This is a genomic window from Neobacillus niacini, from assembly GCF_023715785.1.
Classification (GTDB): Bacteria; Bacillota; Bacilli; order Bacillales; family Cytobacillaceae; genus Neobacillus; species Neobacillus niacini_E.
The window spans coordinates 22,343-37,264 of sequence record NZ_JAMBOX010000001.1 but is presented as its reverse complement, the minus strand read 5'-3'; the positions used below and the strand labels follow the sequence as shown (position 1 = coordinate 37,264).

At 46.3% G+C, this 14,922-nt stretch carries 14 protein-coding genes and 1 riboswitch; of the genes, 8 read left to right on the top strand and 6 right to left on the bottom strand.

Features of this window, described 5'->3' with window-relative positions; genetic code table 11:
- Positions 1-25 precede the first annotated feature (25 nt).
- From M3234_RS00165 to M3234_RS00140, 6 genes are all read left to right on the top strand, one after another.
- Positions 26-850 (top strand): sensor histidine kinase, encoded by an 825-nt coding sequence (locus M3234_RS00165; protein WP_262302737.1) that lies wholly within the window; start codon positions 26-28, stop codon positions 848-850.
- The gene (locus M3234_RS00160) at positions 819-1,460 is read left to right on the top strand and encodes a response regulator (protein ID WP_262302736.1); all 642 of its coding nucleotides are present in this window, start codon (positions 819-821) and stop codon (positions 1,458-1,460) included. Before M3234_RS00165 ends, M3234_RS00160 begins: the two co-directional genes overlap by 32 nt.
- Before the next feature lie 79 nt (positions 1,461-1,539).
- On the top strand, positions 1,540-2,727 hold the full coding sequence (locus M3234_RS00155) for a chromate transporter (protein ID WP_262302735.1): 1,188 nt from the start codon (positions 1,540-1,542) through the stop codon (positions 2,725-2,727).
- A 158-nt stretch (positions 2,728-2,885) separates the two neighbouring features.
- Positions 2,886-3,257 (top strand): ArsR/SmtB family transcription factor, encoded by a 372-nt coding sequence (locus M3234_RS00150; RefSeq protein WP_262302734.1) that lies wholly within the window; start codon positions 2,886-2,888, stop codon positions 3,255-3,257.
- Positions 3,250-5,313: a heavy metal translocating P-type ATPase gene (locus M3234_RS00145; RefSeq protein WP_262302733.1), complete on the top strand. Its 2,064-nt coding sequence runs from the start codon at positions 3,250-3,252 to the stop codon at positions 5,311-5,313. Before M3234_RS00150 ends, M3234_RS00145 begins: the two co-directional genes overlap by 8 nt.
- A 309-nt stretch (positions 5,314-5,622) precedes the next feature.
- On the top strand, positions 5,623-6,564 hold the full coding sequence (locus M3234_RS00140) for a cation diffusion facilitator family transporter (protein WP_262302732.1): 942 nt from the start codon (positions 5,623-5,625) through the stop codon (positions 6,562-6,564).
- Between the two features lie 35 nt (positions 6,565-6,599).
- On the opposite strand, the gene M3234_RS00135 is transcribed toward M3234_RS00140, so the two are convergent.
- Genes M3234_RS00135 through M3234_RS00125 form a run of 3 tightly spaced genes read right to left on the bottom strand, consistent with a single transcriptional unit; the run spans position 6,600 to position 9,695 of the window.
- On the bottom strand, positions 6,600-7,805 hold the full coding sequence (locus M3234_RS00135) for an ABC transporter permease (RefSeq protein WP_262302731.1): 1,206 nt from the start codon (positions 7,803-7,805) through the stop codon (positions 6,600-6,602).
- Positions 7,802-8,485 carry an ABC transporter ATP-binding protein gene (locus M3234_RS00130; RefSeq protein ID WP_066314792.1) on the bottom strand — a complete coding sequence of 228 codons (684 nt, stop codon included), beginning with the start codon at positions 8,483-8,485 and terminating at the stop codon, positions 7,802-7,804. The genes M3234_RS00135 and M3234_RS00130 overlap by 4 nt, the downstream gene beginning before the upstream one ends.
- The gene (locus tag M3234_RS00125; protein WP_262302730.1) at positions 8,469-9,695 is read right to left on the bottom strand and encodes an efflux RND transporter periplasmic adaptor subunit; all 1,227 of its coding nucleotides are present in this window, start codon (positions 9,693-9,695) and stop codon (positions 8,469-8,471) included. The genes M3234_RS00130 and M3234_RS00125 overlap by 17 nt, the downstream gene beginning before the upstream one ends.
- A gap of 372 nt (positions 9,696-10,067) precedes the next feature.
- Here M3234_RS00125 and M3234_RS00120 point away from each other — a divergent pair, with 372 nt between their 5' ends.
- Positions 10,068-10,409, top strand: a complete 342-nt coding sequence (locus M3234_RS00120) for a zinc ribbon domain-containing protein YjdM (RefSeq protein WP_262302729.1) — start codon at positions 10,068-10,070, stop codon at positions 10,407-10,409.
- Positions 10,410-10,546: 137 nt separating this feature from the next.
- On the opposite strand, the gene M3234_RS00115 is transcribed toward M3234_RS00120, so the two are convergent.
- From M3234_RS00115 to M3234_RS00105, 3 genes are all read right to left on the bottom strand, one after another.
- Positions 10,547-11,269, bottom strand: a complete 723-nt coding sequence (locus tag M3234_RS00115) for an amino acid ABC transporter ATP-binding protein (RefSeq protein ID WP_262302728.1) — start codon at positions 11,267-11,269, stop codon at positions 10,547-10,549.
- The gene (locus M3234_RS00110; RefSeq protein ID WP_262302727.1) at positions 11,266-11,949 is read right to left on the bottom strand and encodes an amino acid ABC transporter permease; all 684 of its coding nucleotides are present in this window, start codon (positions 11,947-11,949) and stop codon (positions 11,266-11,268) included. The genes M3234_RS00115 and M3234_RS00110 overlap by 4 nt, the downstream gene beginning before the upstream one ends.
- An 80-nt stretch (positions 11,950-12,029) precedes the next feature.
- Positions 12,030-12,824, bottom strand: coding sequence for an ABC transporter substrate-binding protein (locus M3234_RS00105; protein WP_262302726.1), 795 nt, complete (start codon positions 12,822-12,824; stop codon positions 12,030-12,032).
- 79 nt (positions 12,825-12,903) lie between these two features.
- Positions 12,904-13,085: riboswitch (Lysine riboswitch) on the bottom strand.
- A 175-nt stretch (positions 13,086-13,260) separates the two neighbouring features.
- On the opposite strand from M3234_RS00105, the gene M3234_RS00100 reads away from it, so the two are divergent.
- Positions 13,261-14,910 (top strand): M20/M25/M40 family metallo-hydrolase, encoded by a 1,650-nt coding sequence (locus M3234_RS00100; protein ID WP_262302725.1) that lies wholly within the window; start codon positions 13,261-13,263, stop codon positions 14,908-14,910.
- The last annotated feature ends 12 nt before the right edge of the window (positions 14,911-14,922 follow it).

The window sequence follows — 14,922 nt, the reverse complement described above, 5'->3', positions numbered from 1 at the left end:
GAAGGACAAAAAGGGGGGCTCGGGCATGTCCTACCGCAAGCTGAAATGGATAACGATTTTGCTGCCGACCGTGCTAATCGGCGGCTTTGAACTACTAAGGCACAGTGTGTGGCTCTACAACCTTTCGATGGACGTCGGCAATTATTTGATCATCGTCTTAACTCTATTCATCTTCTACGTATTCGCCACCTGGATGTTTAAAACAATTGAGGAAAAAAACCGGCGCCTCGCCCAGGAGCGGGAAATGCGGGCCGTGTTTGAGGAGCGCGAGCGGCTTGCCAAGGAACTGCACGATAATATTGCCCAGACGTTATTTTTATTAAAAGTGAATTTGAAAAAGGGGAAAGTGAACGAAGCGTCAGCCCTCGTAAATTCCATCGACGCCAATGTCCGCCAGGCAATCTATAATTTACGGATGAGCCCAGAGGAACTGATATCTTTTTCAAAAAGAGTGGAGAAATGGCTCGACGATTGGAGCACTGTCTCGGGAATAGAACCGAAGCTCACGATGGGGCTGCCAGATGGCTACTTCAGTCCGTCAGAGGAAGTGCAGTTGTTTGGCATCATCCAGGAGGCCTTTACCAATATCCGCAAGCATTCAAGGGCTGCGGCCGCCTCGCTGAAATTGCAAACGGGCTCTGAAGGCTGGAAATTAACCATCGCGGATGACGGAAAGGGTTTTCCAAAGAATGAAGCCACCCACACTCGTTACGGCCTGGCGATGCTGCGGGAGCGGGCGCAAAAAATCGACGCTGCCGTTGAAATTACCTCCAAAAATAATGAAGGAACGATCATTACCGTGAAAGGAAGCGGGAAGTATGGTACCGTATCGAGTGTTAATCGCCGATGACCACCCCCATGCGCGTCTGGCCATAAGGGCGATTCTAGAGGAAAATTCCTTGTTTAAAATTGTTGGTGAGGCCAAAAACGGCCAGGAAGCGATTCAGCTTTGCGAGCGGGAACTTCCCGACATCCTCCTGATTGATATAGAAATGCCGGTCATGGACGGCCTTGAAGCGACGAAACTCATCAAAGGGAAATTTCCGTTTGTTAAAGTGATCATCCTGAGCGTTTCCGACAATGTCGGCGATTTGTTTACCGCCATCCAGTACGGCGCCCAGGGGTATTTGCTGAAAAACATGGACCCCGATGACTGGCTGCAATATCTTCATTCAGTCGTCGACGGCTCGAGCGCGGCAACTAGGGATTTGGCGGGCAAGCTGCTGTACCAATTTCGCGAGCGCGACCTGCAGAACACCCCAGAAATCAAATCACTGACGCGTCGTGAAAAAGAAATCCTGCTGTTGGTATCGGACGGGTTGACGAATAAGCAAATTGCCGAACAATTATTTATTGCCGAAAATACGGTGAAAAATCATATTAAACATCTACTGGAAAAGCTGGAGCTTGAAAACCGTGTCCAACTCGCGTCTTATGCAGTTAAATATATTACGAACTAATAATGTGGCTTTTGGCTTGCGCCATGCACCGAGTCTATGAAAAAATGGATAATAAGTATAATCATCGGAGGACAATGCATTGGTGCAAAACAGGGGAAAGGCATTAATTGAAATATGGCTCGTATCTACCAAACTCGGATTGACTTCGTTCGGCGGGCCAATTGCCCATTTAGGCTATTACCATGAAGAATATGTCCGGCGCCGGAAATGGCTTGACGAGAAAAGCTACGCCGACTTGGTGGCATTGTGCCAATTCTTGCCCGGCCCGGCGAGCAGCCAAGTCGGGATTGGCATCGGTGTGATGCGCGGCGGTTTGCTGGGGGGAATCCTTGCATTTTTGGGATTTACGGCCCCATCCGCCATCGCCCTCATTCTGTTCGCGTTGCTGATGCAAGGTTTTGATGTCAGTGGCGCGGGTTGGATTCACGGGTTAAAAATTGTTGCCGTTGCCGTAGTGGCTCATGCGATTTTAGGAATGGCGCAAAAATTAACGCCGGATGTGACGACAAAGACAATTGCCCTGTTTGCAGTCGTGGGAACGCTGCTGTTGCCGGGGGCGTTTACGCAGGTTGGGGTAATTTTATTGGCGGCAGCAGCCGGACTGTTTCTTTTTAAAAATACAAAAGCGGATCAAGCGGGTGAGCCCGATTTGCAATTTCCGATTTCCAAACGGTTTGCCGCTGCCTGTTTGATTTTGTTTTTCGGCTTGCTGTTTGCACTTCCATTGCTTAGGGAAGTTATGGCATCGGGGTGGCTGGCGATGTTTGACAGCTTCTATCGCTCCGGGTCGCTCGTGTTTGGCGGCGGGCATGTGGTGTTACCGTTACTGGAAAGGGAGGTAGTCCCAACCGGATGGTTATCGAAGGAAGAATTTCTTGCCGGTTACGGGGCTGCTCAAGCCGTTCCCGGTCCGTTGTTCACCTTTGGCTCCTATATCGGTGGTGTCATCAACGGATGGCAGGGCGGACTTATCGCGACCGCTGCGATATTTTTACCGGCATTTTTGCTCGTATTAGGCACTCTGCCATTTTGGAACACGCTGCGCCGTAATCCCAAAATAAAAGGGGCCTTGGTTGGAGTCAATGCAGCTGTTGTCGGCCTATTAATTTCAGCGTTCTACAACCCGATTTGGACCAGTTCAATTTTACGACCGGCTGACTTTGCTTTGGCCGCGATTTTGTTCAGCATGCTGGCCTATTGGAAACTGCCGCCATGGGTGGTTGTGGTTGCTGGTGCTGTGAGCGGCTCCCTGCTTGCCTTAATTTAAAAAATCGTTCCTCATCATGAGGGACGATTTTTTTATCAGTAAACATTCAAATTCCTGTTTGAGTATGTTTATAAAAATCTTCCAAAAACGATTGACATTCAAACCAGTATTTGAATATGATATATTCAAACGAACATTTGAATGAAGAAGGTGGCAGTATGAAAGACCGCGATGTTTGCGAAGTTGCCTGCGTCGATAGTGAGAAAACGGCAAGAGTTCAGGAACAACTGCAAAAAAACAACCATGTACTCGAAGTGACCAAACTTTTTAAAGCACTATCCGACGAAACACGGATGAAAATAGCCTACGCGCTGACCCTGGAAGACGAGCTCTGCGTTTGCGATGTGGCCCATATTGTCGGAGCCACGACCGCAACGGCATCCCATCACCTAAGGCACCTGAAAAATCTTGGCCTCGCCAAATATCGAAAAGAGGGCAAGCTTGTATATTATTCCCTCGACGATGACCATGTAAAACAATTAATCCATATTGCCTTCGAGCACCAGGAAGAGGTGAAAACTCGTGGGTGAAGCAATCGAAAAACAAGTGTACCGTGTTCAAGGTTTTTCCTGAACGAGCTGTGCCGCCAAGTTCGAAAAGAACGTGAAACACCTGGATGGTGTTGTCGATGCACAAGTAAACTTTGGCGCTTCCAAATTGACAGTCTACGGAAACGCCACATTGGAGGACCTGCATGAAGCAGGCGCGTTTGAAAAATTAGCTATTTATCCGGAAAAAGAAAAGCTGCCGGCACAAGCCAAGGAACCGATATGGAAACGCTACGGCCAGCTTGGGCTGTCACTTGCTTTCGTGATTGCCGGCTATCTCATCAACGAAAATCTCCTGTTCGCTGCGGCGATTTTACTGGGAGGCTACCCGCTATTTAAAACAGGCTTGAAAAATCTGACCCGGCTCGAGTTTGATATGAAAACACTGATGACCATCGCGATTATCGGTGCAGCGATCATTGGGGAGTGGAGTGAAGGCGCCGTTGTTGTGCTCCTGTTCGCCATCAGCGAGGTGCTAGAAGGCTATTCAATGGATAAAGCACGGGCCTCGATTCGATCGTTGATGGAACTTGCGCCATCGGAGGCGCTGGTCATCAGGAATGGCCAGGATATTTTACTGAAAGCAGAAGACATCGAAGTCGGCGATATTATGCTCGTGAAACCCGGACAACGGATTGCTATGGACGGAGTCGTCATTGAGGGGGCGTCAGCCGTCAATCAGGCGGCGATCACCGGGGAGTCTGTGCCGGTTGAAAAATCTATCGATGACGAAGTGTTCGCTGGAACCTTAAATGAAGAAGGCTTTTTAAAAATAAAAGTCACCAAGCTGAGCGACGATACGACGATTGCAAAAATCATTCACCTCGTCGAAGAGGCGCAGGCGGAGAAGGCCCCGTCCCAGCAGTTTGTTGACAAGTTTGCCAAGTACTATACACCAGTCATTATGCTGGTTGCAGCATTGGTCGCCATTTTCCCACCGCTGTTGTTTGGGGCCGATTGGCAGCAATGGGTTTATCAAGGGTTAGCGGTACTTGTGGTTGGCTGCCCGTGCGCGTTAGTCATCTCCACCCCGGTTTCGATCGTGACCGCGATTGGCAATGCTGCCCGCAAAGGCGTCTTAATCAAAGGCGGCAGCTTTTTGGAAGAAGCCGGGGCGTTACAGGCGATTGCATTTGACAAAACAGGCACGTTGACAAAGGGGGTGCCCGTCGTAACGGATTTCATTAATTTTAGCGATGACGAGAGGTTGCTAGAAAAAGTGGCAGCGCTGGAGGCGAAATCCCAGCATCCGCTAGCATCAGCAATTATCAAAAAAGCTGGCCGATACGCCGACTACCAGGTTGAAGACTTTGCTTCATTTACCGGAAAAGGTATCCGAGGATCGGTAAACGGGGTTGAATATCAAGTTGGCAATACGAAGCTTTTCACTGAAATCCCTAGCAACATCTCGGGCCACATCACTGATTTGCAAAATCAAGGCAAAACGGTGATGATTGCCGGGAGCCGAACTGAAATTCTTGGCCTGATTGCCGTTGCCGATGAGATTCGCGAAACAAGCCGCGGCGTGATCCAACAGCTACACAAACTTGGCATACAGCAGACCATTATGCTGACAGGCGATAACCGGGCCGCTGCCGAGGCAATCGGCCGTCAAGTCGGAGTCACCGGCATCGAGGCTGAACTGCTGCCGCAGGAAAAATTAGATTTTATTAAAAAGCTAAAGTCACAGTTTGGCAGGGTGGCGATGGTCGGAGATGGCATCAATGATGCTCCTGCGCTCGCCACGGCTAGTGTCGGAATCGCGATGGGCGGCGCCGGAACGGACACCGCGCTCGAAACAGCCGATGTTGCGCTAATGAACGATGACCTCGATAAACTGCCGTTTACCATCAAACTAAGCCGGAAAACCTTACGGATCATCAAGCAAAATATCGGATTATCACTTGTTGTGAAATTCCTGGCGTTGTTGCTGGTCGTTCCCGGCTGGCTGACATTGTGGATTGCGATTTTCGCCGACATGGGGATGACCTTGATTGTTACATTGAACGGGTTGCGGCTGTTACGGGTAAAGGAGTAATGAGGCTTTCGCAGATATATTTGAATTATCGCAGATATATTGAAATAATCGCAGATAAAGTCCACATTATCGCAGATATATTGAAATAATCACAGATATAATCGAAAAGACCGCAGATATATTAAAACCGGTTGTCGCACGCATCAAAAACACCGGGGCACGAAGCGTACACTTAAAGAAAACACCCCCGTCTTATTCGGCGTGTGTATCGAATTATAAAGATAGGAAAAAACTAGCGATAATCGTAACTTTTTCGATTTAGAGAAAAATAGTTGAGCCAGGAACAAAAAGGCTCATGGGGGGATAAACATGGGGCACCATCATCACCATCATGGACATGGACACTCACATGGCCACTCGCATGGCCATTCACATAGCAGCAATAATAAAAAGGCTTTATTCAGCGCCTTTATCATAATTGCCGCATTCATGGTTGTAGAAGTCATCGGTGGATTGTTAACGAACAGCCTGGCGCTGCTCTCGGATGCGGGCCATATGCTAAGCGACGCTGCTGCATTAGGTTTGAGTTTTTTCGCCATCAAGCTTGGGGAAAAACAGGTTTCACAGGAAAAAACGTACGGCTACAAGCGGTTTGAAATCATCGCTGCGGCGCTGAACGGGTTAACGCTTATCCTGATTTCGATTTACATTTTCTATGAAGCGTTCCAACGCTTTTTCGCACCTCCAGAGATTCAAAGTACAGGAATGCTGATTATTTCAGTGACCGGCCTGATTGTAAACATTGTTGCCGCCTGGATTCTAATGCGGGGCGACAAGGACGAAAATCTGAATGTCCGTAGCGCCTTTCTTCACGTGCTTGGCGATATGCTCGGCTCTGTCGGGGCAATCGTGGCTGCATTACTCATCATGTTTTTCGGTTGGGGCATCGCCGACCCGATTGCCAGCATCATTGTCGCGGTGCTGATTTTGATCAGCGGCTACCGTGTCACAAAAGATTCGTTCCATATTTTAATGGAGGGGGCGCCGACGCAAATCGATATGAATCAAGTAAAGGTTGCGCTCGGCAAGATTCCGTTTGTAAAGGAAGTGCATGATCTACACATTTGGACGATTACTTCCGGCTATCCGGTGTTAAGCTGCCATATTACCATTGCGGAGGAAGGCGTGCACGATGATATTCTCGCCCAATCACAGAAAATCCTGCACGACGAATTTCATATCGAGCATAGCACCGTTCAAGTTGAAAAAGAGGCAATCGGCTGCCCGAGTCCGCATGGGACTTGCAATTAAAAAAAGAACCGAGGAAAAAAATCCTCGGTTCTTTCTTATTCATATCTTAATGCATCAATCGGACTAAGTTTTGATGCTTTATTGGCCGGAAGCAGGCCGAAAATGATGCCGATAAGAGCTGAAAAACTAATGCCAATCAGCACAATTAACGGACTCATGGATGCGGAAATTGGAGATAGTTTTGACACAAGGATGGTTCCGATTGCCGCTAAGCCCATTCCAATCAGACCGCCTAACGATGTTAACGTGATGGCCTCGATTAGAAATTGTAGAAGGATCTTTCTTCGTGTAGCTCCGATTGCTTTTCGAAGACCAATTTCCCGTGTACGTTCCGTTACCGATACTAACATGATGTTCATGACGCCAATGCCGCCGACTAACAGAGAAATCCCGGCAATACTCCCAATCAGCAAGGTCAGTAATGAAATCATCTTGTTTAATTCTTTTTCATAATCCTCGAAGCTGTTGGTCGCATACCGTCCGTCTTCAAGCCCTTTCTTTTCCGTAAGCGTCTCGGCCGCGAGTCTTCCCGTTTCGGAAACCCGTTCAGGGTCGCTGGCAATCACGGACAATTGTTCGATTTCTCGATTGCCAAACATCATCGAGATCACGGCTCGCGGCATCATCATTTCGCCTGTTTCCTTATTACGGAATTGCTCAGGAATCGGCGATTCATACACACCGACTACTTTATAAGGATTGCCATTTAAATCAATGATTTCACCGATGGGATTTTCAGTTTCTTTGAAAAATTTTTTTCTGGCGATTGTATCAATCATCACCACACGATTTAGGCCATCGTTGTCGGCAGCGAACAAAGCCCGCCCTTCAAGGACGTGAATTTTTCTAGCTGAGAAGTATTCACCACCGACACCAGTGATCTGCATATCCCCTTGGACATCATTTCGTACCATCTGACCCCAGCCTTGATTGGTCGCGATGACCGCTTTGACGCCGGGCACCTCAGCCAATGTTTGGACGTCTTCGCTCGTCAGTTCCGGCTCCATCCAAAACGTAGGCTCCTCACCCTCAGGCGGGGTGTATTCATAGTAAAATTGAATTGCATTCTTATCGGTGCCGAACAATTCATTTGTCATTTGTGTCCTTGTCCCCTGCCCAATTGCTACAATAATGATGACCGCGGCCACACCGATAATGATGCCAAGCATTGTTAAAATCGACCGGACCTTATGGTTCCAAATCGAGGAAAGGGCGATTTTGAAGCTTTCCCAAATATTCATGAAGCCACCACTTTCCGGTCATCGGTAATCATCCCGTCTTTTATCGTAATAATCCGATCGGCGTAAGCGGCAATTTCCTCTTCGTGGGTAACAATAATAACGGTTTTGCCTTCTTCGTTTAGTTGGGTAAACAGCTTCATGATTTGGGCACTTGTTTTCGAATCAAGTGCTCCGGTGGGTTCATCCGCCAACAAAATCGAGGGATTGTTTACAAGTGCCCTGGCAATGGCGACCCGTTGCTTCTGCCCCCCCGATAATTCACTCGGCAAATGCTTCATCCGATCTTCCAGGCCCACCTTCGTTAGCATCTGCTTGGCCCGTTCGGTTCGTTCCCGTTTGGAAACACCGGCATAAATCAGCGGGGAGGCGACATTTTTCAACGCATTATCCCTTGGAAACATGAAGAACTGTTGAAAAACAAAGCCGATATGCTCATTGCGCAATCGGGCCAGCACGCTTTCTTTCGCGGAGCTGATCACTTCACCATTTAATTCATAGGTTCCGGCTGTTGGGTAATCCAAAAAGCCAATAATATTCATTAATGTAGACTTCCCGGATCCCGAGGGTCCCATAATCGCAATAAATTCACCATCTTCAACCGTCAAATCTATTCCATGTAATACAGGAACTTCAAGTGAACCCTTGCCGTAAACTTTGGTGATATTATTCAACTTCATCAAAGGAGGTCACTTCCATTCCGTCATGCATTTGTTCATTCGGCGTAATCACGACCAGTTCACCTTGCTTTACTCCTTCAGTAATTTCAATGAATTCATCGTTCATAGCGCCTGTTTTTACTTCCCGTCGCTCAATCTTTTTATTTACTAAAACATAGACAACCTTGATGCCACCTTCATCAACCATTGCTGGGTGTGGAACTACGAGCGGTTTTTCCCCGCCGCCGACTTTAATTTCTAACGAAACATGGAAGCCTTGGCGCAGCTCGGAGGTATCATCGGTAATGGCGACTTTAAACGGATACATCGTTACATTGCCGCCGCCAGGAGGGCCGAATTCTCCTCCGCCACCGCCATCCTCAGTAGGAAATTGGGAAACAGATTCAATTGAACCCTTCCATTCCCGGTCCTTAAAGACTTTTGGCCGAATAATGACCGGTTGTCCATGCTGAATTTTGACAGCGTCAAATTCACTCATCGTCCCGATTACTTTATAGGGCTGGCTTGAAATAATATGGATGACTGGTTCTGCTGACCCGGCTTCCGTCTTGGCAACGTTTGGATTGACCTTAACGACAATCCCATCCATTTTGCTTACAACCGTCATGGCATTTTTCTGAGCGTTAAGCTCTTTTATTTGATCTTCAGCTGAGGCAATTTCCGATTTGGTGCTTTCATATTGCATCTCCAGCTGGATTTTTTCGTTCGCGAGCTGATTGACAGTTTCTTGGCTTACAGGAACCTCTTCGGTACCCTCTGAGTTGGTGCTCTGTGCTGACAATTTCTTTTTCGCGTCATTATGGCGCTTCGTTACATCGGCAATTTGGTTTTGTTCCGTTTTGGCTCTGCTAGTAAGCAGGTCCTTGCTTCGAACTGCTCTAGCAAGCTCGGTGTCTATTTTTGCAGAATCGTAAACTAGCAGGGGATCCCCAGCTTTGACTGTCTGGTTTTCAGTCACCTTCATTTCTTTAATCGCACCTTTTTCCGGCTCGATAAAGATCTTCTGCTCGCTTTCCGGGACTATTTTTCCAGTTACAAGGATCGATTGGGCCAGTTCGCGTTCGCTCGCTTTTTGAACGGTAAGGGGTGGTGCTTCTGTTTCTCCACCGGCCATTTTTGCTTCACCCTTTGTTAAAAAATACGTGACCGTTCCACCAATCCCTAGTAATACAAGTAATGACACAATCCAAATCCAAACTTTTTTCTTTTTCATGCAACTGCGTACCCCCGTCTAGTAATTTTTTCTCTTATTTTTTACTATAAAGCATTTGGATAATATTTCAATATTATTATAAAATTAGGAAAATAAATAATCGAATAGTATCCATTATTGAAGACGGTTTTTTAAGCTTTTTGGGTTCAATATTTAAAAAATATTCCAGAAAATATTCTACGTGTTAAAGAGGCGCACGTTATTAACGAAAAGACTCTCTTTTAATAGGATGATTGGAAGAGGAATGGAAATGGGATTAATAGCAAAAGGAACAGATATGGGGTATGCTGGGATGGCAGCTAGAAAATATCGCCCTGGACACCATTGTTTCAAACAAAAGCTGGGTGGTACCAGGTACGGGAGGAATGCAGGATGTCAAATTTACCAAATTGTCCAAAATGTAATTCAGAATATACATATGAGGATGGAAGTCTTCTAGTTTGCCCGGAATGTGCCTATGAATGGGCTGCAGGATCTTCGCCGGAAAATAATAATGACCAAAAGGTCGTTAATGATGCACATGGAAATGTTTTAACCGATGGAGACTCTGTAACCGTCATCAAGGATTTGAAAGTGAAAGGGAGTTCTTCCGTTTTAAAAATAGGTACAAAAGTTAAAAATATCCGCTTAGTTGAAGGTGATCATGATATTGATTGCAAAATTGACGGATTCGGAGCGATGAAACTGAAATCTGAATTTGTGAAAAAGGTCTAAATAACAAGTAACACGAAGGAAGCGCCTGCCCCTAATCAATAGTAGGGGGCAGGCGCTTTTTGAAAAAATTCCGCAAATATCGCAATGTGTAAGTGATACGATGCACTTAAACGAAGTACCTTGTTTCTTCATTATAGTTATAAAATCTGGTTTAAAAACCGCTGCGTCCGCTCATGCTTTGGATTCGCAAAGATTTCCTCCGGTCTGCCTTCTTCTATAATATGCCCGTCGGCAAGCATCACAACGCGGCTGGCCACTTCCCTGGCGAAGCCCATCTCATGGGTCACGATTACCATCGTCATGCCATCAAGGGCCAAATCCTTCATAACCTGCAGAACCTCCCCAACAAGCTCGGGATCAAGGGCCGAAGTCGGCTCATCAAACAGCATTACTTTCGGCTGCATTGCCAGAGCCCTGGCAATCGCGACCCGTTGTTTTTGTCCGCCTGATAATTGGTCTGGATAGAAATGCGCCTTATCGTGCAGCCCGACCTTTTTTAGCAGTTCCACGGCCAGAGTGGTGGCTTGATCACGCCCCATCTTTTTCACATGGACGGGAGCCTCGATAATATTTTCCAACACCGTCATGTGAGGGAACAGGTTAAAATGCTGAAATACCATTCCGACTTTTTCTCTCATCTTATTCAAATTCGTTGTGGCCGGATTAATTTTTTCATCCCCGATGGTAATTTCACCAGCTTCAGCGGTTTCCAAAAAGTTTAAACAACGAAGCAGTGTGCTCTTTCCTGAACCGCTCGCTCCGATGAGAACGACAACTTCACTGTTTTTCACATCTAAATCGATATTTTTTAAAACCTGAAGTCCACCGAAAGATTTTGACAAATTCCGAACATTAATCATGCAATCGCCGCTCCCTTCGGTTTACTGACATCGAGCTTTTTCTCCAATCGGTTGAAGAACCAGGTGAAAATTAACACGATGATTAAGTAATAAAGCCCGACAACAAAATAGGTCTCAAACGGCATATAGTTCTCACCTTGGACGGTGAGGGCTGTATTATATAAGTCTGTTACGGCAATATAGGCAACGAGGGAAGAATCCTTTAAGCTGATGATGAATTGGTTCCCAAGCGGCGGAATTGCCCGTTTTAATGCCTGTGGAAAAATAATCCTTCGCATCGCCAGCGGATAGCTCATCCCTAAAGATCTCGCCGCTTCCATCTGGCCGCGGTCAATCGATTGGACCGCCCCGCGGAAGATTTCCGCAATGTAGGCGCCAGTATGGATGCTCAACGCCAGGGCGCCGGCGGTGAAGCTGTTCAGTGTTAAGATATTGGCAATCCCATAATACAGGAACATAATTTGCACGATTAACGGCGTTCCACGGATAATGCCGATATAAAGGTCTGCGACCCGATTAAGAAATTTGATGGAAGAGATTTTAAACCCTGCAAAGATGATGCCAATGATCATCGCAAATAGAAGGGATATGATGGTGATAGAAATGGTCATCCAAGAGGCTTGCAAGAATGCAAGGCCATGCTCACTCAGAATCCCAATAATATTTTGCAAAAAATCCATGATGCTCTTGCCTCCTTAAACAATAACGCAAGCCCGTGCATTCGAGCTTACGTTATCTGGTTGTTTCCTGGAAAAATCAATTATTGCTTCTCCATGATGTTCGTGTTGAACCACTTTTTACTGATCTTTTCGTACGTACCGTCTGCAAGCATGTCGTCAATTGCCTTGTTGATCTTTTCGGCAAGCTCCTTGTTTCCTTCTGAAACGGCCACACTAACGCGGTCCTCATTTAACAGGCCGCCAATTTCTTTTATCTTCAACCCTTTTTCATTTTTAGCGTTTAAGCCGACAATTTTATCGGTAATCACCGCATCGAGACGTCCTAGTTCCAAGTCCTGAAGCGCGTTGACATCGGATGGGTAGCCTTTTACCTGATTGGATAATTCCTCAGCCATGTCCTTCCAAGTGCTAGCCTGGATGACTCCGACCGTTTTTCCTTTTAAATCCTCTTTTGAGACAATCGCATTGTTGCCGTCAGCGACGAAAATCTGGGCGCCTGATAGATAATATGGCTCCGTGAAGTCAACCTGCTTGTCGCGCTCAGGTGTCGCCGTCATGCTTCCGATAATAGCATCATATTTTTTGGCCTTTAATCCTTGGATGATCGTTTCCCATTGGTTTGTTACAGGTTTTGCCTCTAATCCGATTCGTTTAGCAATTTCTGTGCCGATTTCCACGTCAAAGCCAGTCAACTTTCCATCCTTTTTGAAGTTTAATGGCGGATATTGTCCGCTCATGGCAAAGGAGAACTCTCCTTGTTTGATTAGGTTAAGGTCTTCCCCTTTGGCTTGTCCTGTTTTGCTTCCTTCGTCTGTTCCGCATGCCGATAACATCAACATGAGTGCAGAAACCCCGGCAATTAATAGTTTTTTCATGATGTTTTTCCCCCTTTAGAAAAATAAAAGGCACCGTCTTATGGATATGACGGTGCCTGACACCCTCATCTAAGCTTTGAATAAAGATAGTTCTCCACAATTCGCAAAAATTGTGACAGTTCTGCCCCTTTCGAGTGCAGCCCCAGCTATACGGAAACAGTGATTCCGTATGCTTCGGCGATTAATCCTTTTTCCTATTTTCATAGATTTCACTGAATCTCCAATAGGATACTCTTATTAATCGCGACCTCTACCCCATCTCAAACGCTTGAAAAGATGAGGATTTAATATTCAGTTTTTTCGACAATTTTAGTATATAGTAATATTTATTCATCTGCAAGCATGAATTATCGTAATGGAAAAAGCTTGACGAATATTGATTGAATGGTATAAATTTTTTTACAATAACAATCTATGAAAAAAGGAGTCTTTCATCATGCTGAATTGCCGCGAGGACGTATTGGCATTCACGAATCAACTTGTGAATATTGAAAGTATCGTAAATACCAATGGCGAAAAAACAATTGCCCATTCTTTATACACACTTTTATCCACATTTCCATATTTTACGCAAAACCCATCTCATCTTCTGCTCCAGCAAACGCTTCAGGATGAGCATGAGCGCTACAATGTGCTGGCCTTTGTAAAAGGGACGAAAGGGGAGAGCAACCGGACAGTGATTCTGATGGGGCACATGGACACGGTTGGAATTGATGATTTTACCCATCTGAAGGAGCATGCCTGCTACCCGGACCAATTGATGGAGTCTTTGAGGGGCGAGGAATTGCCTGCTTCGGCTAGACAGCACCTCGAATCCGGCGACTGGCTGTTCGGACGAGGTGTCCTCGATATGAAGAGCGGTGTCGCTAGCAACCTTTATCTATTGAAATACTATTCGGAGCATCCTGAAGAGCTGGACGGAAATATTGTCTTCTTGTCAGAATGTGATGAGGAAGACAGCTCGCATGGGGTTTTGTCGTCATTAAAGGTGCTGAAAAACTGGAGGGAGGAGCATGGCTTTGACTACGTGGCTGCCATCAACGCAGATTTCGTTTCTCCGCGCTATCAGGGCGATGACAATCGATATATTTATTTGGGCACAGTCGGGAAGCTATTGCCATCGTTTTTTATAACAGGTGCAGAAACCCACGTCGGATCTGCATTCGAAGGGCTCGATCCCAATTTCATTGCCGCGGAGCTCACAAAGCAAATCGATTATAATCCCGAGCTTTGCAACGAAGCATTTGGCGAGCTGACGGTGCCTCCTGTTTCCTTGAAGCAGACAGACCTGAAACCGTCCTATACAGTTCAAACAGCCCTATCTGCGTATGTTTACTACAACTTTTTCATCCATTCCTGGTCGCCGAAGGATGTGCTGGAAAAGCTGAAGGAGCAAGCAGAGATTGCCTTTGAAAAAGCGTTAAACTCGTTTGATGAACGCTATAAGAAATACGCGAGCCTAAGCGGCGAGCCGTACGTGAAACAACCTTGGACACCAAGAGTGTTCACGTATGAAGAAATGGAAAAGATGCTGGTTGGGGAGCATGGTGATGCCTTTGTTTCTCATATAAGCCAATTTAAAAATGCGCTTCTAGAGGACAAAGACCTTGATACACGGATGTTTGCCGCTCGTGTAGTCGAGGAAGCCTGGAAATGGATGAAGGATAAAAATCCGGCGATTATCGTATTCTACTCGTCTTTATATTCGCCGCGGATTGAACTGTCTGGCAAGAATGACAAGGAGCAGACGCTGCTTAATGCCTTGAGTCAAGCAGTGGAAACGGTCCAGCCGTCCTACCCGCATCCGATTGTGACGCGGAATTTCTTCCCGTACATTTCGGACATGAGCTTTGTTGCCCTTAGTGATGATGAAGAAGGCATCCAAGCCGTTTCGAATAATAATCCGGGCTGGGGCACCAAGCATTACGTGGAATATCAGGACATCCGCGATATCAATGTGCCAGTTATTAATATCGGTCCTTATGGTCTGGACGCACACAAAAAACTCGAAAGAATGGAAATGACCTACTCGCTTGAAATCGTGCCAAACCTGACCAATAGTTTGATTCAGAAACTGTTGTCATAAATAGGAACTCGC